Here is a 20318-nt window from a genome sequence, read left to right as displayed (position 1 = left end):
GGAGGGCCCGGGTGTGGGGCCCGATGAGCAGCCGCCAGGCGCGCGGTCACGCCCGGTTTCGCCGCTGCCCGAGGGTCACACGGGCCGCCCGGTCGGCGCGGGCGGCGTGGGCGGGGCCGTGTCGCGGAGGCGGTCGCGGATGACGCGTACCGCGGACTCGGCGTCGTCGACGGTGACGGTGAACGTCCGTCCGTCGCCGAGGCGCAGGATCAGTCCCTCGCCCCGCCGGACGACGACGGCCGTGCCCTTCTCGGGGCGCCAGCGGTAGCCCCAGCCGCCCCAGTGGCGCGGGGTGACGCTCGGTTCGAAGTCGGCGCCGACGACATGGGAGAGGAGGATGCGGCGTCGCGGTACGCCGATGTGGCCGCAACGCACCTCCATGGCCCTGTCGTCGACCTTCACGGCCACATGGACGAAGGCGAGGGTGCCGAAGAGGACGAGCAGTCCGGCCGCGACGCAGCCGATCACGGCCATCAGGAGGGGCGCGATGCCCGAGGTCCAGGCGGACTGGACGGCGAGGGCGATGCCGAGGGCCAGGCAGGCGGCACCGCCGACCGCCGCCACCCACTGGAAGCGGTTGGTGGCGCGGCCGGTCCAGACGGCGGGCGTCCGCTCGTCGGCGTACTGATTCGAGGCATGGTCCCTCATATCGGGAAGAGTACCCAGGATCGCCCGAAACAGCGCGACGGAAGGAGGTCGTCCGCACACGCTCCGTGAGCGGCCCGGCGGAGGGCGACGGCCGGGGTTCGCCCACCCGGCGAGCGGGTGATCTCTCCCACTCAGTGGGCGGGGGCGGCCGCCGCGAGGAGTCGGCCTTCGGCGTAGCCGAGGGCGGTGGCGGGGAGCTGGCCGGGGCGTCCGCTGAGCAGGACGGCGAGGCTTCCGGTGAGGTCCGCGTCGGGGGCGGGTTCGGCGCCGACGCGGCGCAGCGCCTGCGCGGCGACGGCGTCGGCGGAGCCGTGGAAGACGAGCGGGGGCAGTCCGGCGCGGCCACGGGCTTCGAGGGCGGCGAGGATGCGCTCCTCGACCAGTTCGTAGTGGGTGCAGCCGAGGACGACGGTGTGGACGTCGCGGGGGGTGAGCGCGGCGGCTGCGGCGACCGCGCGGTCCACGGCGTCGGGGTCGGCGTGCTCCACGGCGTCGGCGAGTCCGGGGCAGGGCACCTCGGTGACCTCGGCGCCGTCGGCGAAGTCGCGGATGAGTCCGCGCTGGTAGGCGCTGCCGGTGGTGGCCGGGGTGGCCCAGATGGCGATCTTGCCGCCACCGGCGGCGGGCTTGATCGCGGGCACGGTGCCGATGACGGCGATGTCCGGTTCGAGGGCGGCGCGGATGGCGGGCAGGGCGTGCACGGTGGCGGTGTTGCAGGCCACGATCAGCGCCTGCGGGCGGTGCTCGGCCGCGGCGAGGGCGACGGCGAGGGCGCGCTCCGTGAGGTCCTCGGGGGTACGCGGTCCCCAGGGCATCCCGTCGGGGTCGTTCGAGAGGAGAAGGTCGGCGTCCGGCCGGAGCCGCCGCACCGCGGCCGCTGCCGGGAGGAGGCCGATTCCGGAGTCCATGAGCGCGATCTTCACCCGGTCACCCTAGCCGATGAGCGTTCTGGGGCCCGCAATCTGGGGCAGACTGAGGCGAATGAGCACCCTTGCCTGGTTCGCGCTCGTCTCCCTGGCCGTCTGGGTCTGGCTGTTGCTCGGCCAGGGCTTCTTCTGGCGCACGGACCAGCGGCTGCCGTCGGCCTCTGGGGATCCGGAGCGACGCACGCGCGTGGAGCCGGATCGGTGGCCTCGGGTGGCCGTCGTCGTGCCGGCGCGGGACGAGGCCGAGGTGCTGCCGCTGAGCCTGCCGTCGCTGCTCGCGCAGGACTATCCGGGCGTCGCCGAGGTGATCCTGGTGGACGACGGGAGTACGGACGGCACGGGGCGGCTCGCCGTGGAGCTCGCCGCTCGCTGCGGTGGGCTGCCGTTGACCGTGGTGTCACCGGGTGAGCCGGAGCCGGGCTGGACCGGGAAGCTGTGGGCGCTGCGGCACGGCATGGGACTGGCACGCACGCGTGGACCCGGATTTCTGCTCCTGACGGACGCGGACATCGCCCATGAGCCGGACAGCCTGCGTCTCCTGGTGTCGGCGGCGGAGGCCAACGGTCTTGACCTGGTGTCACAGATGGCGCGGCTCCGGGTGGAGAGCCTCTGGGAGCGCCTGGTCGTGCCGGCGTTCGTCTACTTCTTCGCGCAGCTGTATCCCTTCCGCTGGATCAACCGGCCGCGTCCGCTGGCGACGGCCGCCGCGGGTGGCTGTGTACTGCTGAGGACGGAGACGGCGGTGGCCGCGGACGTGCCGGAGGTGATCCGGCAGGCGGTGATCGACGATGTGTCCCTGGCACGGGCCGTACGGCGGGCGGGTGGCCGGATCTGGCTGGGGCTCGCGGAGCGGGTCGACAGCGTGCGCCCCTATCCGGGGCTCGGCGATCTGTGGCGGATGGTCGCCCGCAGCGCGTACGCGCAGCTGCGGCACAGTCCCCTGCTGCTCCTGGGGACGGTGGCCGGACTCGTGCTCGTCTACCTGGTGCCGCCGGCGGCCCTGTTGGCGGGTGCGGTGCGCGGGGACGGGGTGGCGGCCTGGGCGGGTGGTGCGGCGTGGGCGGTGATGGCGGGGACGTACGTGCCGATGCTCCGTTACTACGGGCAGCCGCTGTGGCTCGCTCCGCTGCTGCCCTTCACCGCGTTCCTCTATCTCCTGATGACGGTGGACTCGGCGGTCCGGCACCACCGGGGTGTCGGTGCGGCGTGGAAGGGCCGGACGTACGCACGGGCACGTGACCATGACGTCGCCTCGGGCGAGCGCGGCGCGCCCGCGCCACCCTCTTAACGGAAAGAGTTTTCCCGACACGGGGAGTAGTGCCGTCAATTCGGCGTGTACACATCGCCCCGGAGATCCGTGGATTGACGCTTAAGCATGCCCATGATCACTCCCCGCACGCCTTCCCGGCACCTTTTCTTTATGTGTTCTTCATGCCCGGGGGCGGCCGACCGCTCCAGGGCCCCCGACCCGCCGGTAACCCCCTCCGAACTCGGCTTTTACATGATCTTGGCGCGTTCCGTCGCCCGTTTTTGGCACGTTCGCTCGGATTGGGGATCCACTTCTTCACGAAGCCCGTCAAACAACCCTCTAATCAGGCTCCCCAACCAGCACATCGTGGGCTTAACTTATGTGCCATGACCTCCCCCCGCTCCACCTATGGAGGCGGTTACCACACCGCGCCGTCCTTCCCGGACACCCCGATCTACGACTCCCTGGTCGCGGAGCGGGGCACGCCTCAGATCGCCCCGATCCGAGTGCCCGCCGCCTACGACACCGGCAGCAGCTTCCCGGCCACCGGCAGCAGCTTCCCCTCCAGCGGTTCCTACCTGCCGGCGCTCCCCGCGGCACTGCCCGCCCTCCCGGCGGCGCCCAGCCCGCAGCCCTCGTACGGCAACGGCTACGGATACCCGCAGCCCGCGCCGCAGATGGCCCCCGTACCCCTGCAGCACGCACCCGCCCCGTACATCCCGCAGCAGCAGGTGGCCCCGCGCGGCGGCTACCAGGGCGGCCAGTACGCGCAGCCGCCCCGTCCCGCCCCCGCGGGGTACGAGGCGATGCGTCCGGCGGCACCCCGGCCCGCCCCCGCCCCGATGCAGTACGACGACCCGTACAACCGTCCCTACCAGGGCGGAGGCTACTGACCGGCTTTCACCCTCCGGACGACGTCGGGTCCGGAGCGGCTGGCAGGATGACCGCATGCCGACTCCTTTGCTCCGCTCCGTCCACGTCCATCCGGTGAAGGCCATGCGTGCGCTGGCCCCCGCGGAGGCCGAGGTCCAGCCCTGGGGGCTGGCCGGGGACCGGCGCTGGGCCGTCGTCGACGCGGCGGACAAGGTCGTGACCCAACGCCGTCACCCCCGGATGGCGTTGGCCACGGCGGAGCCGCTGCCGGGCGGCGGCGTCACGCTGTCCGCGTCCGGCCACCCGCCGCTGACCGTCGAGGTGCCGCCCCCCTCGTCCACGGTCACCGTGGACATCTTCGACAAGCCCGTGGAGGCGGTGCCGGCCGGCCCCGAGGCGGCCGGCTGGCTCTCGGCTTATCTGGAGGGCGAGTTCCGGCTCGTCCACATGGACGCGCCCGAGCACCGGCGTCCGGTCGACCCCGACTACGCGCTGCCCGGGGAGACGGTGAGCTTCGCGGACGGCTATCCGCTGCTCGTCACCACCACCTCCTCGCTGGACGCCCTCAATTCCCTGATCGCGCAGGGGGACCACGCCCATGAAGGCCCGCTTCCGATGAACCGGTTCCGGCCGAACCTCGTGATCGAGGGCACCTCGCCCTGGGCGGAGGACGGCTGGACGCGCCTCGCCGTCGGAGAGGTCACCTTCCGGGTCGCCCGGCCGTGCGGGCGCTGTGTCGTCACCACGACGAACCAGTTCACCGCCGAGCGCGGCAAGGAGCCGCTGTGGACCCTCGCCCGGCACCGCAGGAGCGACGGCCGGGTCATCTTCGGCCAGAACCTCGTCCCCGAGCACACCGGCACCGTCCGGGTCGGCGACGAGGTGAAGATCCTGGACTGAGCCCCGCCCGCGCCAAGGGACCCCGTCACACGTCACCGGCCCGACAGGCGGGGAACCCGCCCCCGGGGCACACTCGTTGAAGGAGCTGTGGACAACGAGGGGGTTCCGACGTGCGCGCTGCCATCGGACTCTGGCGCTGGCGGCACAATTCCCTGCGCCGGACCACGGATCTCGTCGAGGCCTGGGTCGCCTTCGTGTCGGTCGCGCTGCTCTGTCTCGTGGTGCCCCTGACCGGCCTGGCGGCCGGCACCTCCGCCCACGGCTCGCTCCAGCGCGCGGTCCGCACCCAGCAGGAGCAGCGCCTGCCGACCACGGCCCGGGTCGTCGGGCCCGCCGACCGGCCCGCGGGCGGCCCCCGGACCGCCGAGGCGGCCGGCGAGGAACGGCTGCGCCGCTCCGTCGTGGCCGAGTGGACGGCACCCGACGGCTCGGCCCGTACGGGAACGGTGACGACGGCCCGGCGGACCTCCGCCCCGGGTGCCACCTTCCCCCTCTGGACCGACCGTCACGGAGACCCCGTGGCCCCGCCGATGCGCGCGGACACCGCCCGCGCCCATGCGATCGTCGCCGGTCTGACCGTCGCTCTGCTCGCGGGTCTCATGGTGGAGATCGTCCGACGCCTCGCCGTACGCCGCCTGCTGCTGACGCGGTACGCACGCCTCGACCGCGCGTGGGCGGCGACCGGCCCGGACTGGGGCCGCACCGGAACCGGCAGCTGAATCCGCGGGTCGAACCGGGGGCGGGATCCGGCGTCCGGCAGGGCCGGTGCGCGACCGAGCCCGACCGACCTCGACCATCGGCGACCGTCCCCTGACCGGGCGTGACATGAGCCCGGCGCCCACCCCGCCGCGGGTACGCGTGCGGGTCCACGACCCGTCAACCCCGTGCCCCCGCGCGCGCTACGGTGGGGCATCGGATCAGCGGCGAGGCATGAGGCGGGGGCAGGACACACCCATGGCACAGGGCACGGTCCAGGTGACGCACACCGGCACATCGAGGTGGCGGCGCCGCACGGGTGAGTACCCCTCGCTCGCCGCCGCACTCGAGGCGGCCGGGGACGGGGACGTGCTCACCGTCGCTCCCGGCACCTACCGGGAGAACCTCGTAGTGCGGCGGGCCGTCACCCTGCGCGGCCCCGAGGGCGCGATCGGCTCGGTGCGGATCGCGCCGCCGGACGGGGTGCCGCTGACGCTGCGCGCCTCCGTCACCGTGCAGGACCTCCACATCGAAGGGCAGGACGTCGCCGCGCCGGCGCTCCTCATCGAGGACGGCACCCCCGAGCTCCTCGATCTGCGCATCATGACCCGCTCCGCGGCCGGGATAGAGGTGCGGGGCGCGGCCCGGCCGACGGTCCGCCGCTGCACCGTCGACAATCCCGCCGGGGTCGGCATCGCCGTGGTCGACGGCGCGGGCGGGGTGTTCGAGGAGTGCGAGGTGGTCTCCGCCGGGCAGGCGGGCGTCTCGGTGCGGGGCGGGGCGCATCCGCGGCTCGAGCGCTGCCGGGTGCACCACGCCTCCGGCGCCGGGATCGCCGTGACCGGTGAGGGCAGCGGACTCGAAGGCGTCGGCTGCGAGGTGTACGAGATCAAGGGCGCGGGGCTCCAGATCGCGGCCCGTGCCACCGCCCATCTCACCGACTCCTCGGTGCACCGCACCTCGGGCGACGGCATCACGCTCGACACCGACGCGGTGCTGACGCTCTCCGACTGCGACATCCACGACGTCCCGGAGAACGCCGTCGACCTCCGCTCGCGCTCGGTCCTCACGCTGACCCGGTCGACCGTCCGCCGCTTCGGCCGCAACGGCCTCTCGGTATGGGACCCGGGGACCCGGGTGGACGCCAACCAGTGCGAGATCCACGACAGTACGGGCGACTACCCGGCGGTGTGGGTGAGCGACGGGGCGACCGCCGTGCTCGACGCCTGCCGGGTGCACGACGTACCGGACGCGCTGTTCGTCCTCGACCGGGGTTCGCGGGTTGACGTGGTGGACAGCGATCTGTCGCAGGTGCGGAACACGGCGGTGTCGGTGAGCGACGGGGCGACGGCCCAGCTCGACGACTGCCGGATCCGGGAGGCGTCGACGGGCGCCTGGTTCCGGGACCACGGCAGCGGCGGCACCCTCGGCGGCTGCACGATCGACTCCGTACAGACCGGGGTCATCGTCACCAAGGGCGCCGACCCCACGATCGACCGGTGCACGGTCACCTCGCCCGCCGAGGCCGGCTTCTACGTGTCGGCGGAGGGCCGCGGCTCCTTCACCGGCTGCCGGGTCACGGGCAGCGGCGGGTACGGGTTCCACGTCACCGACGGCTGCCGGACCACCCTGCGCAAGTGCCGTACGGAGCGGTGCGCGCGCGGTGGTTACGAGTTCCCGGAGGAGGGCGCGAGCGCCGAGGACTGCACCAGTGACGAGAGCGCGGTCCGGTCCTCCGTGCCCGACGGCGGGACGGTGCTGACGGCCACTCAGTCCGGGGGGCTGCTCGGGACGGTGCCTTCGCCGCGTGTCCCGGCCGCCGTACCGGTCCCGGACGTTCCGGCGGTGGACACCCGCTCCTCGCAGGACGTGCTCGGCGAGCTGGACGCCCTGGTGGGTCTGGAGAGCGTCAAGCTGGAGGTCCGGACCCTCACCAACATGATCGAGGTGGGGCGCAGACGGCAGGAGGCGGGGCTCAAGGCGGCCTCGGTCCGCCGCCATCTGGTGTTCACGGGCAACCCGGGCACGGGAAAGACGACGGTGGCCCGGCTGTACGGCGAGATCCTCGCCTCGCTCGGGGTCCTGGAGCGCGGGCATCTGGTGGAGGTCTCCCGGGTGGACCTGGTCGGCGAGCACATCGGCTCGACGGCGATCCGTACCCAGGAGGCCTTCGACCGGGCGCGCGGCGGGGTGCTGTTCGTCGACGAGGCGTACGCCCTGTCGCCGGAGGACTCGGGCCGGGACTTCGGCCGTGAGGCGATCGACACGCTGGTGAAGCTGATGGAGGACCACCGGGACGCGGTGGTGGTGATCGTCGCGGGCTATACGGCGGAGATGGAGCGCTTCCTCACCGTCAACCCCGGTGTGGCGAGCCGTTTCTCCCGGACCATCACCTTCGGCGACTACGACCCGGACGAGCTGCTGCGGATCGTGGGTCAGCAGGCGGACGAGCACGAGTACCGGCTCGCCCCGGGCACCGACGCGGCGCTGCTCGGGTACTTCACGAAGCTGCCCAAGGGCCCGGCCTTCGGCAACGGGCGTACGGCGCGACAGACGTTCGAGTCGATGGTGGAGCGGCACGCGGGCCGGGTCGCCGAGCTCCCCGAGGCGAGCACGGACGACCTGACGCTGCTCTATCCGGAGGATCTGCCCGAACTCCCCTGATCCGCCGTCGAGTTCGGCTCACGCTGGTGGGGTACGGCGGGTGGGAGCCGGTCCAGGAGGGCGCCGCGCCGGTGGGCGAACGCCGGGTCGGCCTGGTAGTCGGAGTGCCCCAGGATCGGTTCGGGCAGCGGATGGGCGCGGGTGCGGCCGTAGGCGACCGGGTCGAGCAGGACCGCCGCGTCGACGGCTGGCCTGCCGTCCTCGGCGGGAACCCGGACGGGTCCGCCGATGGGGTCGGTGGCGCGGTACAGATTGGTCCAGCAATGGACCGTACGGTTCAGCGCGCGCAGCGCCTCCGGGCCGAAGTAGGCCGGGAACCAGCGCCCGTAGAGCCGCTCCAGCGGTGAGCCGTACGTGAGGAGCGCGACCCGGCCCCGGGTGGCGGACGGCAACTGCCAGACCGCGGCCGCGGCGAGCACGCTGCCCTGCGAGTGGCCCGAGATGACGAGCCGGCCACCGGTGCTCCGGGTCCAGGAGCTCATCCGCCACGTCAGGTCGGGGACCGCCCGCTCGGCGTAGCAGGGCGGGGCGAACGGGTGGGCGGCGCGCGGCCAGAAGGTGCCGACGTCCCAGAGGATGCCGATGGTGCGTCGGGCGGATGCGTCCCGGTAGGCGCGCCGTCCCCAGGTGACGAAGAGCAGGAAGCCGAAGCCGATCATCCAGGAGCCGATGGACTGGGTGGCGGTGGCCAGGGAGGCGATCGCCGGGTGGGCTCCGTCGAAGGCCCGGCCCGGGACGTTTCCGCTGGCCCAGGCTCCGGCGACGGAGCCCGCCCCGAGGAGCAGGGTGGCTCCGGAGACGACGCCGACGAGGACGGGCGCGGAGTCGGTGAGCGACGCCCGGGCCCGGCCGGCCGCGATCTGGCCGGTGCGGACGGGGTCGCGTTCGTCGGCGGCGTCGTAGTCGGCCTCGACCCGGGCGCGCAGGCGGCGTCCGGCGAGCACGGTCCGTACGGCGAGGAGAACGGCGGGCACGAGCAGCAGCAGGAGCAGCACGGGGATGACGGACGCCTGCCAGCTGAGCAGCACGGGCGGGACGATCCGGGGGCCGGCGTCGCCCATGCCGGGGGTGGCGGGTCCGTCGAGCCAGTCGGCGACCCGCTGGGCGACACCACCGGACATCACTCCGGCGAGGGCGCAGGCGAGCATGGCGACGGCGGGTCCGCCGAGTCCGCACAGGACGGTACGGGCGTCCCTGCCGGGGCGCTGGAGGAGCACGGCGACGGCGCCGAGGGCGACGACGAGGCCGCCCTGGGCGAGGGTGAGTCCGCCGAAGGCGACACTGCCGGGCAGGGCTCCGCCGGAGGTCCAGCCGGGGCGGGACCAGCCCGCGTACAGGGCGGTGAGCGCAAGCAGCGCGAGCGAGACGCCGGGCAGCCAGGAGACCAGGGCGCGTTCGACCCGCAGGTCGAGGCGGCGCTCACTGCGGCCTCGACGGCACACCACCCAGAGGACGAGCACCGCGAGGGCGGCGACGGCGGCCTGGAGGGCCCGGCCGAGGACGGCGCCGCCGCCCGGGGTGGTGACGTCGTGCCGGGCGGTGGCCGTGGCGAGGGCGGCGGCGACGGTGAGGAATCCGGCGGCGGCGTGCGCGGCCCTGAGGCGTGCGACGAGCCGGCGCCCGTACCAGAACCCGGGGCGGCCGAGGGCGGGCCGCAGTCCGACGGGCCCGGGACCGTCGTCCCCCCGGTCGGCGCTCTCCGTGTCGGCGGACCCCTGTGTGTCGGTGGATCCCTCCGTCGCGGGGGCCGCCGCCGTGGGGGCCGCCGCCGTGGGGGCCGCCGCCGTGGGGGCCGCCGCTGTGGTGGCCGCCGCTGTGGTGGCCCGTGGTTCCGCCACGGGGTCGTCGTACCCGGTGGGCGGGCGCTGGGCCTCGTAGGCGCTCCACGTCCGGTTCGACAGGTACCAGAGGAGGCACACGAGCAGGGTCGGCACCAGGGCGGCGAGGGCGAGGCGGCGGCCGGGCGCCGACCACCAGCCGCCCCTCGCCTCGGAGAGGAAGCCGAGCCAGGAGTACGCGTCGGTGCACGCGGTGCTCGCGGCGCACTGCCACGCCGTCAGGTCGAGCGCGACCTCGCAGGCCGCGGCGGTGAGCAACACGGTGAGGGTGAGGGCGACCAGCCGGACGAGGACACCGTACAACCGGACGAGTCCCGGCCGACCCTGGGCGGGCGGGCGCATCCAGTGCGCGAGATTGGCGACCATGAAGGGCAGGAGCAGCAGCCACAGGGCGCGGGCGCCGTCGCCCGAGGTCAGATTGGACCAGACGTACGCCTCCGGGACCGGACGGGCCGCGTACCGCTCCGGGTGCTCCTCGGCGTCGAGGTCCTCGGCGCGCCGGTGCATCGCGGCGGTCCGGTCGCCCGTGATCCGTACCGTCCTCGGGTCGTCGAGCATGTCCTGGGGGGTGGCTCCGCCGACTCCGTGGACAAGGAGTTCGAGCGCCGCGCCCCCGCTCTCCGGAGCGGGTGTGGCAGGGGACACTGAGGGGACTTCCTCTCAGGGTGGGAAGATGCGACGTCGGCACCAGGATCGCGGACAGTGGTGCGCCCGCGCACCGTTCCTCACCGAATCCGACACCCATCCCCTTGTCTCCTGCGGAAGGACCGGCCCCGGCGGTGACTGACAACCAGAACCTCCTCGCGGAGCAGCGGCGTGCCCTGATCCTCGACGAGGTCCGGCGGCGCGGCGGTGTACGGGTCAACGAGCTGACCCGGCGCCTCAGCGTCTCGGACATGACGATCCGTCGCGACCTGGACGCGCTGGCCCGGCAGGGCATGCTCGCGAAGGTGCACGGCGGGGCCGTTCCGGTGGTCGAGGCGAGTACCCACGAGCCGGGCTTCGAGGCCAAGTCGGTGCTCGAACCGAGCGCCAAGGACGAGATCGCCCGGACGGCGGCGGCGATGGTCGCGCCGGGCAGCGCGATCGCCCTGTCCGGCGGAACGACGACGTACGCCCTGGCCCGGCATCTGCTCGACGTGCCGGACCTGACCGTGGTGACGAACTCGGTCCGGGTCGCGGACGTGTTCCACGAGGCCCAACTGGCGGGCACGGGTGGGGAGTCGCGGCGCGGGGCGGCCACGGTGGTCCTCACGGGCGGGGTGCGCACGCCGTCCGACGCCCTGGTGGGGCCGGTGGCGGACCGGGCGGTCCGCTCGCTCCACTTCGACCTGCTGTTCCTCGGGGTGCACGGCATCTCGGTGGAGGCGGGTCTGTCCACGCCGAACCTGGCGGAGGCCGAGACGAACGGATGCCTGATGCGGTCGGCGCGCCGGGTCGTGGTGGTCGCCGACCACACCAAGTGGGGGACGGTGGGCCTGAGTTCGTTCGCCGGGCTGGACGAGGTGGACACCTGGGTGACGGACCGGGGCCTGCCCGAGGACGTACGGGCCGAGGTGGCGGAGCACCTGCCGGGGCTCGTGGTGGCGGGCGAGGAGCAGGCGTGAGCCTCCTTCCCGGGGACCGGGCGTGACCCTCTTCCGGGTCGAGCGGACCGTGTCGCCGGCTCCGGACGAGGTGTGGCGGCGGCTCACGGACTGGCCGGCGCACGGCCGCCAGGTGCCGCTGACCCGCACGCGCGTGCTGACACCGGGGCCGAACCGGGCCGGGACCCGGTTCACGGCCCGTACGGGTATCGGCCGGCTGTCCTTCGACGACCCGATGGAAGTCGTCCGCTGGGAACCGCCGGGGTCGGGGGCAGGCCGGGCGGGTGTCTGCCGTCTGGAGAAGTCCGGGCGGGTGGTACGGGGCTGGGCGCTCGTCGAGGTGACAGAGATGCCGGGCGGCGGGAGCCGGGTGGTGTGGACGGAGGAACTGTCCGTACGGGGCGTACCGCGGGCCTTCGACCCGGTGCTCGGGTGGGCGGGCCGGGCCCTGTTCGGCCGGGCGGTGGACGGCCTCCTGCGGGACCGATGACCTCGCGCCCCGCCGGGCCCGCCCCCCGTTGTGGGCAATCGTTCCTCCCCCAAGGACTTCGTCCAGGGGGACCCCCAGGGCGGTGGGGGGTCATGCAGGGGCGGTGGGGGCTCGGGCCCTGTGCTGTTGACAGCGCGTCAGCTATGGTGCTGCATCCGCTCGCGCCCCACCCCGGGAGGGTTCATGGCACGCCGACTGAGGCCGGTGGAGCTCGACTTCACCGCGTCTGCACCCGTCCGTCTGGTCTTCACGGCGACGCTCGCCGCACCGCCCCCGACCGTCTACCGGTCCCTCGCCGTGGAGGTGGGGAGCCTGCCCGCCTGGTTCACCGCGGTCGCCTCGGCCGTCCCGTCGAGCGACGGGACGGGGCGGACGGTACGCCTCCGGGGCGGGATCGTCTTCGAGGAGACGATCCTCGCCTCCGAGCCCGACGCCCGGTACGCCTACCGGGTCGACTCGACCAACGCCCCCGGCATGGCGGCGCTCGCGGAGGAGTGGGCCCTCTCCCCCTCCGGGAAGGGCACCCGGCTGCGGTGGACGATGGCCGCCGACGGCGCCGCGCCGTTCCGGCTGGCCATGCGCCTCGCCGGACCGGGCGTGGGGCTGTCCTTCCGGGACGCCGCACGCCGCCTCGACCGGCGGCTCACTCCGGCCAGGCCCCCGTCGCCAGGAACCGTTCGATAGCGGCGCTGTACGGGCCGATGTCCAGGCCCTGGGAGGCCAGCCAGTCGTCGGAGTAGTACTTGTCCAGGTAGCGCTCGCCCCCGTCGCAGATCAGGGTGACGACACTGCCGGTGCGCTCGTGGGCGACCATCTCGGCGATGATCTTGAAGGCGCTCCACAGGCCGGTGCCGGTGGAGCCGCCCGCCTTCCGGCCGATCGCCGTCTCCAGGGCGCGGACGGCGGCGACGCTCGCCGCGTCGGGCACCTTCATCATGCGGTCGACGGCCCCGGGCACGAAGCTCGGCTCCATCCGGGGACGGCCGATGCCCTCGATCCGCGAGCCGCAGTCGGCGGTGGCGTGCGGGTCGTGGTGCGTCCAGCCGTCGAAGAAACAGGAGTTCTCGGGGTCGGCGACACAGATCCGGGTGTCGTGCTGCATGTAGTGGACGTAGCGGGCGATGGTCGCCGAGGTGCCGCCGGTGCCCGCGGTGGCCACGATCCAGGCGGGCTCCGGGTAGCGCTCCAACTTCAGCTGCTGGTACATCGATTCGGCGATGTTGTTGTTGCCGCGCCAGTCGGTGGCCCGCTCCGCGTAGGTGAACTGGTCCATGTAGTGACCGCCGGTGCGCTCGGCGAGCGCGGCGGACTCCTCGTACATCGTGCGCGAGTCGTCGACGAAGTGGCACTGCCCGCCGTGGAACTCGATCAGCCGGCACTTCTCGGGGCTGGTCGTGCGGGGCATCACGGCGATGAAGGGGACGCCGATGAGCTTCGCGAAGTACGCCTCGGAGACGGCCGTCGAGCCGCTGGAGGCCTCGATGACGGGCTTGCCGGGCCGGATCCAGCCGTTGCACAGGCCGTACAGGAAGAGGGAGCGGGCAAGGCGGTGCTTGAGGCTGCCGGTGGGGTGGGTGGACTCGTCCTTGAGGTAGAGGTCGATGCCCCACTTCTCGGGGAGCGGGAAGCGCAGCAGGTGGGTGTCGGCCGAGCGGTTGGCATCGGCCTGGACCTTGCGGACGGCCTCCTTGAGCCAGGACCGGTACGCCGGATCGGTGCGGTCGACGTCGACGGTCACCGCCGCGGTGGTGACACCGCTCTCCACACTGTTCTCGGTGGTGCTCATCCGCGCCTCTCCTCAATCACTTCCCAGTACTCCCCCGCTGCCGACAATACCCCTCCCACCTGGGCAAACGTTTCCTTTGAGTCTCCATAGGGATGACTTGCGGACGCCGTACGGAAGGGCCTCTGGTGCGGGCCGCCGGGGCCCGGCACACTGGAGGCGGCAACCGGGTGAAAGGGGCGGATCGGCATGTCGGAACCCGAGTTCAGCGCCAGGGGCGTACGGATCGCCCGCTGGCCGCGTTCACTGACACGCGCCGGCGAGGTGCGGATCGAGGACGGGCGGCTCGCCCTCCTCACGAGTTACGGCAGCGAGATCGACAGCGCGCCCGTGACGGCGGTCCGGGCGGGGCGCCCGTGGTTCGCGAAGCCCGACGAGGCGGTGGCCACCGTGAACGGCACGCGCTATCGGCTGACCCTGGACAAGGGCGGCGCCACCGAGGGCCACGGCCCCGGCGCGGCGGAGGAGTCGGGCCGGTTCCTGGCGGCGCTGAAGCGGGCGGCGGGACGACGCTGAGGCGGGGGCGGCCGGCCGACGCCGATGAGGGCGGCAGGGCGGCGCCGAGGCGACGCCGGGGCTGCCACGGGTCGCCGTGAGTTGCGGGACGCTCACCACTGGTTCACGCTGGAACCACCTCACCGAGGGTTGACCAGTGGTGACAGTGTGCTCAGTTCACCACTCTGCTGTACAGCATGTGAGATCCGAATCTTCGTCTTCTTCCGGACTACTTCGGGGAGTCGCAGCCGTGATCAGCGAGCCGAGCAGGTATTACGCGGTGGAGCTTCAGGCCCTGCCGTCGCGGATCGGACAGGTCCGCAGGATTGTTTCCGCGCATCTCCGTCATTGGCAGCTCGACGCCTTGGTCGACCATGCCGTGCTCGGTGTCACCGAGCTTCTGACGAACGTCCACCGGCACGCCCAGCCGGACAAGCGGTGCACCGTGGAGATCGAGCTGCTGCTCGACCGCCTCACGGTCTCCGTCCGGGACCACGACCCCCGCATACCGCAGGCGGTCGCCTGCCCGGACCCGCTCGACCCGCTCGACGCGTACGACAGAGGCGACGGGTACGACGGGCTGGCGACGTCCGGCCGGGGCCTCACCATCGTCGGTGCGGTCAGCGAGAGTTGGGGTGTCCGCCCGTGCGGGGCCGACGGCAAGGTGGTGTGGTTCACGCTCGCCGCGCCGCGCCCGTGCGTCCCGGTCGCGACCCGCGCCTACGCCGTGTACGGCTCGACGACCGAGGGCCCGCTCGTGGGGTACGCGCCGTTCCCCGGCGTTCCGCTCAGCGCCCCGGCCGACCCGGCCCTCACCCCGGCCCTCGAACCCGTCCTCGCACCGGCCCCCGCCGGGGCCGCGGCCCGCCGGGTGCCGGCGGGCCGCGCGGGTTGACGGCGGGCTGACGGAGCGGCCCGGAGGGGCCACCCCCGCCGCTCATTCCGTGGCGATCGCCCGGAGGATCTCCAGGCGGGCCGCCCTGCGCGCCGGGCGCAGGGCCGCCACGGCCCCGGCGACCAGTCCCACCAGCGCCACCGTCGCGAGCTGCACCGCCGGTACGGCGAAGGCGAACGCGCTGTCGCCCGAGCCCTCCGAGGCGCGGACCAGCACCCAGCCGAGGAAGCCGCCGAGGACGAGTCCGCCGAGCGTGCCGAACGCCGCCACCAGGACCGACTCCCAGCGGACCATGGCCCGCAGCTGGGCCCGGGTCTGGCCGACAGCCCGCAACAGGCCCAGCTCACGCGTCCGTTCGTGGACGGACAGGGTCAGCGTGTTCGTGATGCCGAGCAGCGCGATCAGGACGGCGAGGGCGAGGAGCGCGTACACGAGGGTGAGCATCATGTCGATGCCACCCGCCGAGGACGCCGCGTACTCCTCCCGGGTCTGCACCTCGGGCTGCCCGTAGCGGTCCGCGACCTCGCTCACGGCCGCCCTGCCCTGTTCGGTGCCGACCCCGTCCGCGAACGAGACGGCGACCAGGGTGTCGGAGTCCTGGGTGCGGTGCGGGGCCCAGGCCTCGCGGGTGACGAGGTAGTCGCCGGCAAGGTCGGAGCGCTCGTAGACCGCCCGGACGGTGAAGGTGTGCCGGGTCCCGTCCGTGAACGTGAGCTCGGTCGTCCGCCCGGGGGCGAGGCCCGAGGAGGCCGCCTCGTCGGCGGCGACGGCGAGCCCGTCCGTACCGAGGCCGGTGAGGGAGCCCCGTACCTCGCCCAGGTCGAGGGCCCGGGAGAGCGCGGCCGGATCGGTGACGGTCAGGGCGCGGCCACGGCCGTCCACCTCGGCCACCCCGCGGCCCAGGCCCACGGCGGTGTCGACCTCGGGCAGTGCGCCGACGGCCGGTGCGAGGTGCGGGCTGAGCCCCGCGCCGCCGGCGCCGAACGTGGCGCCGCTGATGGCCACGTCGCCGGCGAAGGAGCGGTCGACCGTGCGGTCCATGGTCGCCTTGAGGGAGGCGCCGAAGACCGTGAAGAGGGCGACCACCGCGACGCCGATCATCAGGGCGGTCGCGGTCGCGGCCGTACGTCCCGGGCTGCGCAGCGCGTTGCGGCGCGCGAGGCCGCGGTTGGCGCCGCGCAGGGGGCGGCCGAGGACCCGTACGGCGACCGAGGCGGCGACCGGACCGAGGACCACGAAGGCGGCGACGGCGAGCGCCGCGCCGGTCGCGGCGAGCCACAGCGAAGGGGTGCCGAGCACACCCGCGAGGACCGTGCCGACCGCGACGGCGAGCAGGGCCGTACCGGTCACCACGCGCGCGCGTGACGTGCCCGAGGCGTCCACCTGCGTCTCGCGGAGCGCCGCGAGCGGGGCTGTGCGCCCGGCCCGTACGGCGGGCAGGAGCGCCGAGCCCGCGCAGACCGCGAGCCCGACGGCGAGTGGCAGCACGAGGGAGGTGCCGGCCACGACCAGGTCACCCTCGGGGAAGGGGAAGCCGATGGCCGGGAAGAGGGCCTGGAGTCCGGCCGCCACACCGATCCCGGCGAGCAGTCCGGCGAGGGAGGCGAGCAGACCGACGGCCAGCGCCTCGGCGAGGGTGGCGGTGACGACCTGGCGCCGGGCGGCGCCGATGGCGCGGAGCAGGGCGTTCTCGCGGGTCCGCTGGGCGACGAGCACGGCGAACGTGTTGTGGATGCTGAAGACGGAGACGAGCACCGCGACCCCGCTGAACACCAGCAGGAAGGTCGTGAAGAGGCTGAGGAAGCGGCCGGAGATCGCCTCGGTGTTCTCCTCGGCGGCGCGCTGCCCGGTGATCGCCTCGACGTCGTCGGGGAGGGCGGGGGCGAGCGCGGCGACCAGTTCCTCCTGGGAGACGCCGGGCCCGGCCCGTACGGCGATGCTCGTCGCCTCGCCGGGGCGTGCCGTCAGATACCGCTCGGCGTCGGCGCGGGTCAGACCGGCCCAGGTGACCTGGCCCATGCCGTCCGCGCCGCCGAAGGTGGCGAGACCGACGACGGTGACGCGCACCGGGTCGGGGGTGCGCAGCACCGTGGTGTCGCCCAGGGCGAGACCGGCGGCCTTCGCGGCACCGCGGTTGACGACGGCCTCGCCGGGGGCGCTCGGGGCACGGCCTTCCGCGAGCTTGTACGGGTTGAGGGCCGGGTCGTCGATCCAGTTCCCGGCGAGGGTGGGCGGGCCGTTGCCGCCGACGGGGGTGCCGTCGGCGGCAAGGAGCTGGCCGGCGCCCTCGATGCGGGGCGCCGCGGCGGCGGCCCCGGGCACGCGCGCGAGGCGCTCGGCGAGGTCCGCGTCGACGGGGCCGCGGGTGCCCTGGGCGTCGCCCTGGGCCGTCACCGCGACGGCGCTGCGGACGACGGCGTCGGTGCCCCGGCTCGCGCCGGTGAACATCGAGTCGAAACTCGCGCGCAGGGTGTCGCCCATGACGAGGGTGCCGGTGAGGAAGGCGACGCCGAGGAGGACGGCGACGAAGGTGCCGAGGAATCGGCGGCGGTGGGCGCCGAGGGAGGAACGGGCGAGGCGGAGGGAGGCGGGGCCGGAGGGGGTTCTCATGAGGACACGCCCTTGGTGGTGAGCGCGGTCGGGTGCCCGTCGGTGGGGTGGCTGTCGGTCGGGTCGCCGTCGGTCGGGTCACCGTCCGACGGGTCGTCGGCGGTCGTGCGGGTACCGGTACCGGTCGTCGTCTCGAACGCCTTCATGCGGTCGAGGACGCGGTCGGCCGTGGGTGCCGTCATCCGGTCGACGAGCCGGCCGTCCGCGAGGAAGATCACCTCGTCGGCGTGGGCGGCGGCGACCGGGTCGTGGGTGACCATGACGACCGTACGGCCGGTCTCCCGCACCGTACGGCCGAGCAGGCGCAGGACCTCCTCGCCGGAGCGCGAGTCGAGGTTGCCGGTCGGTTCGTCGGCGAAGACGACGTCCGGGTCCCCGGCGAACGCGCGGGCGACGGCCACGCGCTGCTGCTGTCCGCCGGAGAGCTCGCTCGGCCGGTGGTGGAGGCGGTCGCGGAGACCGACCGTGTCGACGATCCGGTCGAAGCGCTCCCGGTCCACGGTGTGGCCCGCGAGGTCCAGCGGAAGGGTGATGTTCTCGGCGACGGTGAGGGTCGGCAGCAGGTTGAAGGCCTGGAAGACGAAGCCGATCCGGTCGCGTCGCAGCAGCGTCAGACGACGGTCGTCGAGCGTGGCGAGGTCGGTGTCGCCGAGGAGGGCGGCGCCGGAGGTGAGGGTGTCGAGCCCGGCGGCGCAGTGCATCAGGGTGGACTTGCCGGAGCCCGAGGGGCCCATGACGGCGGTGAAACGGCCGACGGGGAAGTCGACGCTCACCCCGTCGAGGGCCCTGACCTCCGTGTCGCCGCGCCCGTAGACCTTGACGGCGTCGACGACACGGACGGCGGCGGGGGTGACACCGGGGGCCGGCCGGAGGCGCTTCTCGGTGGCGGTCATGCCCGGCGGCCCTTGGAGTCGGTACGGCGGCCGAACTGCTCTTCGAGGACGGTCAGCCGACGCCAGTACTCGTCCTCGTCGATCTCGCCGGCGGCGAAGCGGTGGCCGAGCAGGGCGATGGGCGAGTTGTCGTCCGGCCCGTCGGTCCGGCCGGGGCCGCCGTCGCGCCACGGGCCGCGTCCGCGGCGCCATCCGGCGCGGCGGGCGACCGTGACGATGCCGACGATCGCCGCCGCCCAGACGAGGGGGAAGAGAAGGACCCACGGGCCGGGGCCCGCGTGGGCGAGTGTGTTCATGAGGGTTCAGCTCCTCGGTGCGCCGTGATCGGTGCGCTGTGATCGGTGCGCTGTGATCGGTGCGCTGTGGTGGTCTTTTCCGATGGATCGAGACTCTCTCCGGGCGGGGGTCGGGCGCGTCGTACGGGCAGCGGCATCGCGCGTACGACGACGGGAGTACGCGGCGGCTCCGGTCCTCCTTCCGTTCTGTACCTACTGGTATGTACAGTGCGGTCATGAGCACCTCCGAGCGACTGATCGAGGCGACCCGCGAGCTCCTGTGGGAGAGGGGGTACGTGGGAACCAGCCCCAAGGCCGTGCAGCAGGCGGCGGGGGCGGGGCAGGGCAGCATGTACCACCACTTCGCGGGCAAGCCCGATCTGGCGCTCGCCGCGATCCGGCGGACCGCCGAGGAGCTGGAGGCCGCCGCCGAGGCCGTCCTGGGCGGCGAGGGCACGGCGTACTCCCGTGTCGAGGCCTATCTGCTGCGCGAGCGGGACGTCCTGCGGGGCTGTCCGGTGGGGCGGCTGACGATGGATCCCGAGGTCGTGGCCGATCCCGTGCTGCGCGCGCCGGTCGACGAGGTGCTCGGGCGGCTTCGGGCCCGGATCGCCGCCGTCGTCCAGGAGGGCCTGGACAGCGGCGAGTTGAGCGCCTCCCTCGACGCCGAGGACATCGCGGCGACGGTCCTGGCGACCGTGCAGGGCGGATACGTGCTGGCACGTGCGACAGGGGCGCGGGAGCCCTTCGACAGTGCCGTACGAGGGCTGTTGGGCCTGCTCGCCCCTCGCACTGCCGCCGACTGAACAGATACAGATCTTTCCCGAGGGGCGAACGGAGCCTTCTGTGCACGTCATGCAGTACGAGATCACCTTGCCCGCCGACTACGACATGGGGATCATTCGCGAGCGGGTGGCGACGAGGGGCCATCTGCTCGACGACTTCCCCGGGCTCGGCCTGAAGGCGTACCTGGTGCGGGAGCGCGGGGACGCGTCGCCGGTCAACCAGTACGCGCCGTTCTACCTGTGGGACACCCCCGAGGGCATGAACTCCTTCCTCTGGGGCCCGGGTTTCCAGGGCATCGTGAACGACTTCGGCCGGCCCGTGGTGCAGCACTGGACGGGCCTGTCGTACGAGGAAGGGCCCGCGTCCGGCTCGGTGCCGGGCACCGCGACGCGTCGCAGGACCCCGCTCGGAGAAGGGATCCCGCCCGGCGAGGCCGTGGCGGACGCCGTGGCCCGGCACACGCGCGCGGCACGGCGGGAGGGGGTGGTGGCCTCCGCCCTGGCGGTCGATCCGCGCCACTGGGAGCTGCTCACGTTCACCGTGTGGGCCGACACGGAACCGCCCGCCGGCGCGGAAGGGCCCGCCGACGAGGGCGAGCGCTTCCGGGTACTGCATCTGTCCGCGCCGGGGCGGGGGCGGTTGGGGGCGGGGCGGCAATGGTGAGCCTGGGCCCGGCGGCCCCGGCTCGGTCGGCCTGGGCATGGTGGTACC

19 protein-coding genes are annotated in these 20318 nt (G+C 73.8%); 12 read left to right on the top strand and 7 right to left on the bottom strand.

Features of this window, described 5'->3' with window-relative positions; all coding sequences use genetic code 11:
* Positions 1 to 75 precede the first annotated feature (75 nt).
* Both N5875_RS33970 and N5875_RS33965 read right to left on the bottom strand, forming a co-directional pair.
* Positions 76 to 648: a hypothetical protein gene (locus N5875_RS33970; protein WP_338498068.1), complete on the bottom strand. Its 573-nt coding sequence runs from the start codon at positions 646 to 648 to the stop codon at positions 76 to 78.
* A gap of 131 nt (positions 649 to 779) precedes the next feature.
* Positions 780 to 1571 (bottom strand): aspartate/glutamate racemase family protein, encoded by a 792-nt coding sequence (locus N5875_RS33965; protein ID WP_338498066.1) that lies wholly within the window; start codon positions 1569 to 1571, stop codon positions 780 to 782.
* Positions 1572 to 1629: 58 nt separating this feature from the next.
* Here N5875_RS33965 and N5875_RS33960 point away from each other — a divergent pair, with 58 nt between their 5' ends.
* The 5 genes from N5875_RS33960 to N5875_RS33940 all read left to right on the top strand — a co-directional run bounded on the left by N5875_RS33960 (position 1630) and on the right by N5875_RS33940 (position 7956).
* The gene (locus N5875_RS33960; RefSeq protein ID WP_338498064.1) at positions 1630 to 2862 is read left to right on the top strand and encodes a glycosyltransferase; all 1233 of its coding nucleotides are present in this window, start codon (positions 1630 to 1632) and stop codon (positions 2860 to 2862) included.
* A 347-nt stretch (positions 2863 to 3209) separates the two neighbouring features.
* Entirely contained in the window at positions 3210 to 3716 is a 507-nt protein-coding gene (locus N5875_RS33955) for a DUF6643 family protein (RefSeq protein ID WP_318206428.1), read from the top strand.
* A 55-nt stretch (positions 3717 to 3771) separates the two neighbouring features.
* Positions 3772 to 4596 carry an MOSC N-terminal beta barrel domain-containing protein gene (locus N5875_RS33950; RefSeq protein ID WP_338498062.1) on the top strand — a complete coding sequence of 275 codons (825 nt, stop codon included), beginning with the start codon at positions 3772 to 3774 and terminating at the stop codon, positions 4594 to 4596.
* A gap of 110 nt (positions 4597 to 4706) precedes the next feature.
* Positions 4707 to 5315, top strand: a complete 609-nt coding sequence (locus tag N5875_RS33945) for a hypothetical protein (protein WP_338498059.1) — start codon at positions 4707 to 4709, stop codon at positions 5313 to 5315.
* A gap of 235 nt (positions 5316 to 5550) precedes the next feature.
* Positions 5551 to 7956: a right-handed parallel beta-helix repeat-containing protein gene (locus N5875_RS33940; RefSeq protein WP_338498056.1), complete on the top strand. Its 2406-nt coding sequence runs from the start codon at positions 5551 to 5553 to the stop codon at positions 7954 to 7956.
* Here the strand turns inward: N5875_RS33940 and N5875_RS33935 are convergent.
* Positions 7926 to 10439, bottom strand: coding sequence for a hypothetical protein (locus N5875_RS33935; RefSeq protein ID WP_338498054.1), 2514 nt, complete (start codon positions 10437 to 10439; stop codon positions 7926 to 7928). The genes N5875_RS33940 and N5875_RS33935 overlap by 31 nt on opposite strands.
* A 134-nt stretch (positions 10440 to 10573) precedes the next feature.
* Between N5875_RS33935 and N5875_RS33930 the strand changes: the two genes are divergently transcribed.
* The 3 genes from N5875_RS33930 (at position 10574) to N5875_RS33920 (ending at position 12554) form a co-directional block, all read left to right on the top strand.
* On the top strand, positions 10574 to 11401 hold the full coding sequence (locus N5875_RS33930; RefSeq protein WP_338498052.1) for a DeoR/GlpR family DNA-binding transcription regulator: 828 nt from the start codon (positions 10574 to 10576) through the stop codon (positions 11399 to 11401).
* Between the two features lie 22 nt (positions 11402 to 11423).
* The gene (locus N5875_RS33925) at positions 11424 to 11870 is read left to right on the top strand and encodes an SRPBCC family protein (RefSeq protein WP_338498051.1); all 447 of its coding nucleotides are present in this window, start codon (positions 11424 to 11426) and stop codon (positions 11868 to 11870) included.
* A gap of 183 nt (positions 11871 to 12053) precedes the next feature.
* A complete protein-coding gene (locus N5875_RS33920) occupies positions 12054 to 12554 on the top strand; it encodes an SRPBCC family protein (protein WP_338498049.1) in 501 nt (166 codons plus the stop codon).
* Here N5875_RS33920 and N5875_RS33915 read toward each other — a convergent pair.
* Positions 12514 to 13656, bottom strand: coding sequence for a PLP-dependent cysteine synthase family protein (locus N5875_RS33915; protein WP_318206436.1), 1143 nt, complete (start codon positions 13654 to 13656; stop codon positions 12514 to 12516). The two genes, N5875_RS33920 and N5875_RS33915, sit on opposite strands and share 41 nt — an antisense overlap.
* 186 nt (positions 13657 to 13842) lie before the next feature.
* Between N5875_RS33915 and N5875_RS33910 the strand changes: the two genes are divergently transcribed.
* Positions 13843 to 14169 carry a hypothetical protein gene (locus N5875_RS33910; RefSeq protein WP_338498046.1) on the top strand — a complete coding sequence of 109 codons (327 nt, stop codon included), beginning with the start codon at positions 13843 to 13845 and terminating at the stop codon, positions 14167 to 14169.
* 229 nt (positions 14170 to 14398) lie between these two features.
* Positions 14399 to 15043: an ATP-binding protein gene (locus tag N5875_RS33905; protein ID WP_318206438.1), complete on the top strand. Its 645-nt coding sequence runs from the start codon at positions 14399 to 14401 to the stop codon at positions 15041 to 15043.
* A 42-nt stretch (positions 15044 to 15085) separates the two neighbouring features.
* On the opposite strand, the gene N5875_RS33900 is transcribed toward N5875_RS33905, so the two are convergent.
* The 3 genes from N5875_RS33900 to N5875_RS33890 are packed head-to-tail and all read right to left on the bottom strand — an operon-like array spanning position 15086 to position 18842.
* Positions 15086 to 17653, bottom strand: coding sequence for an ABC transporter permease (locus tag N5875_RS33900; RefSeq protein WP_338498044.1), 2568 nt, complete (start codon positions 17651 to 17653; stop codon positions 15086 to 15088).
* Entirely contained in the window at positions 17650 to 18546 is an 897-nt protein-coding gene (locus N5875_RS33895; protein ID WP_338498043.1) for an ABC transporter ATP-binding protein, read from the bottom strand. Before N5875_RS33895 ends, N5875_RS33900 begins: the two co-directional genes overlap by 4 nt.
* The gene (locus N5875_RS33890) at positions 18543 to 18842 is read right to left on the bottom strand and encodes an SHOCT domain-containing protein (RefSeq protein WP_338498041.1); all 300 of its coding nucleotides are present in this window, start codon (positions 18840 to 18842) and stop codon (positions 18543 to 18545) included. Before N5875_RS33890 ends, N5875_RS33895 begins: the two co-directional genes overlap by 4 nt.
* A 200-nt stretch (positions 18843 to 19042) precedes the next feature.
* Here N5875_RS33890 and N5875_RS33885 point away from each other — a divergent pair, with 200 nt between their 5' ends.
* On the top strand, positions 19043 to 19627 hold the full coding sequence (locus N5875_RS33885; protein ID WP_338498040.1) for a TetR/AcrR family transcriptional regulator: 585 nt from the start codon (positions 19043 to 19045) through the stop codon (positions 19625 to 19627).
* A gap of 40 nt (positions 19628 to 19667) precedes the next feature.
* Positions 19668 to 20270 (top strand): DUF4865 family protein, encoded by a 603-nt coding sequence (locus tag N5875_RS33880; RefSeq protein WP_338498039.1) that lies wholly within the window; start codon positions 19668 to 19670, stop codon positions 20268 to 20270.
* Positions 20271 to 20318: the final 48 nt, after the last annotated feature.

Source organism: Streptomyces sp. SJL17-4 (genome assembly GCF_036826855.1).
In the GTDB taxonomy this organism is placed as follows: Bacteria; Actinomycetota; Actinomycetes; order Streptomycetales; family Streptomycetaceae; genus Streptomyces.
Note: the sequence above shows the minus strand (reverse complement) of the source record. Positions and strands in the feature narration are given on the sequence as shown.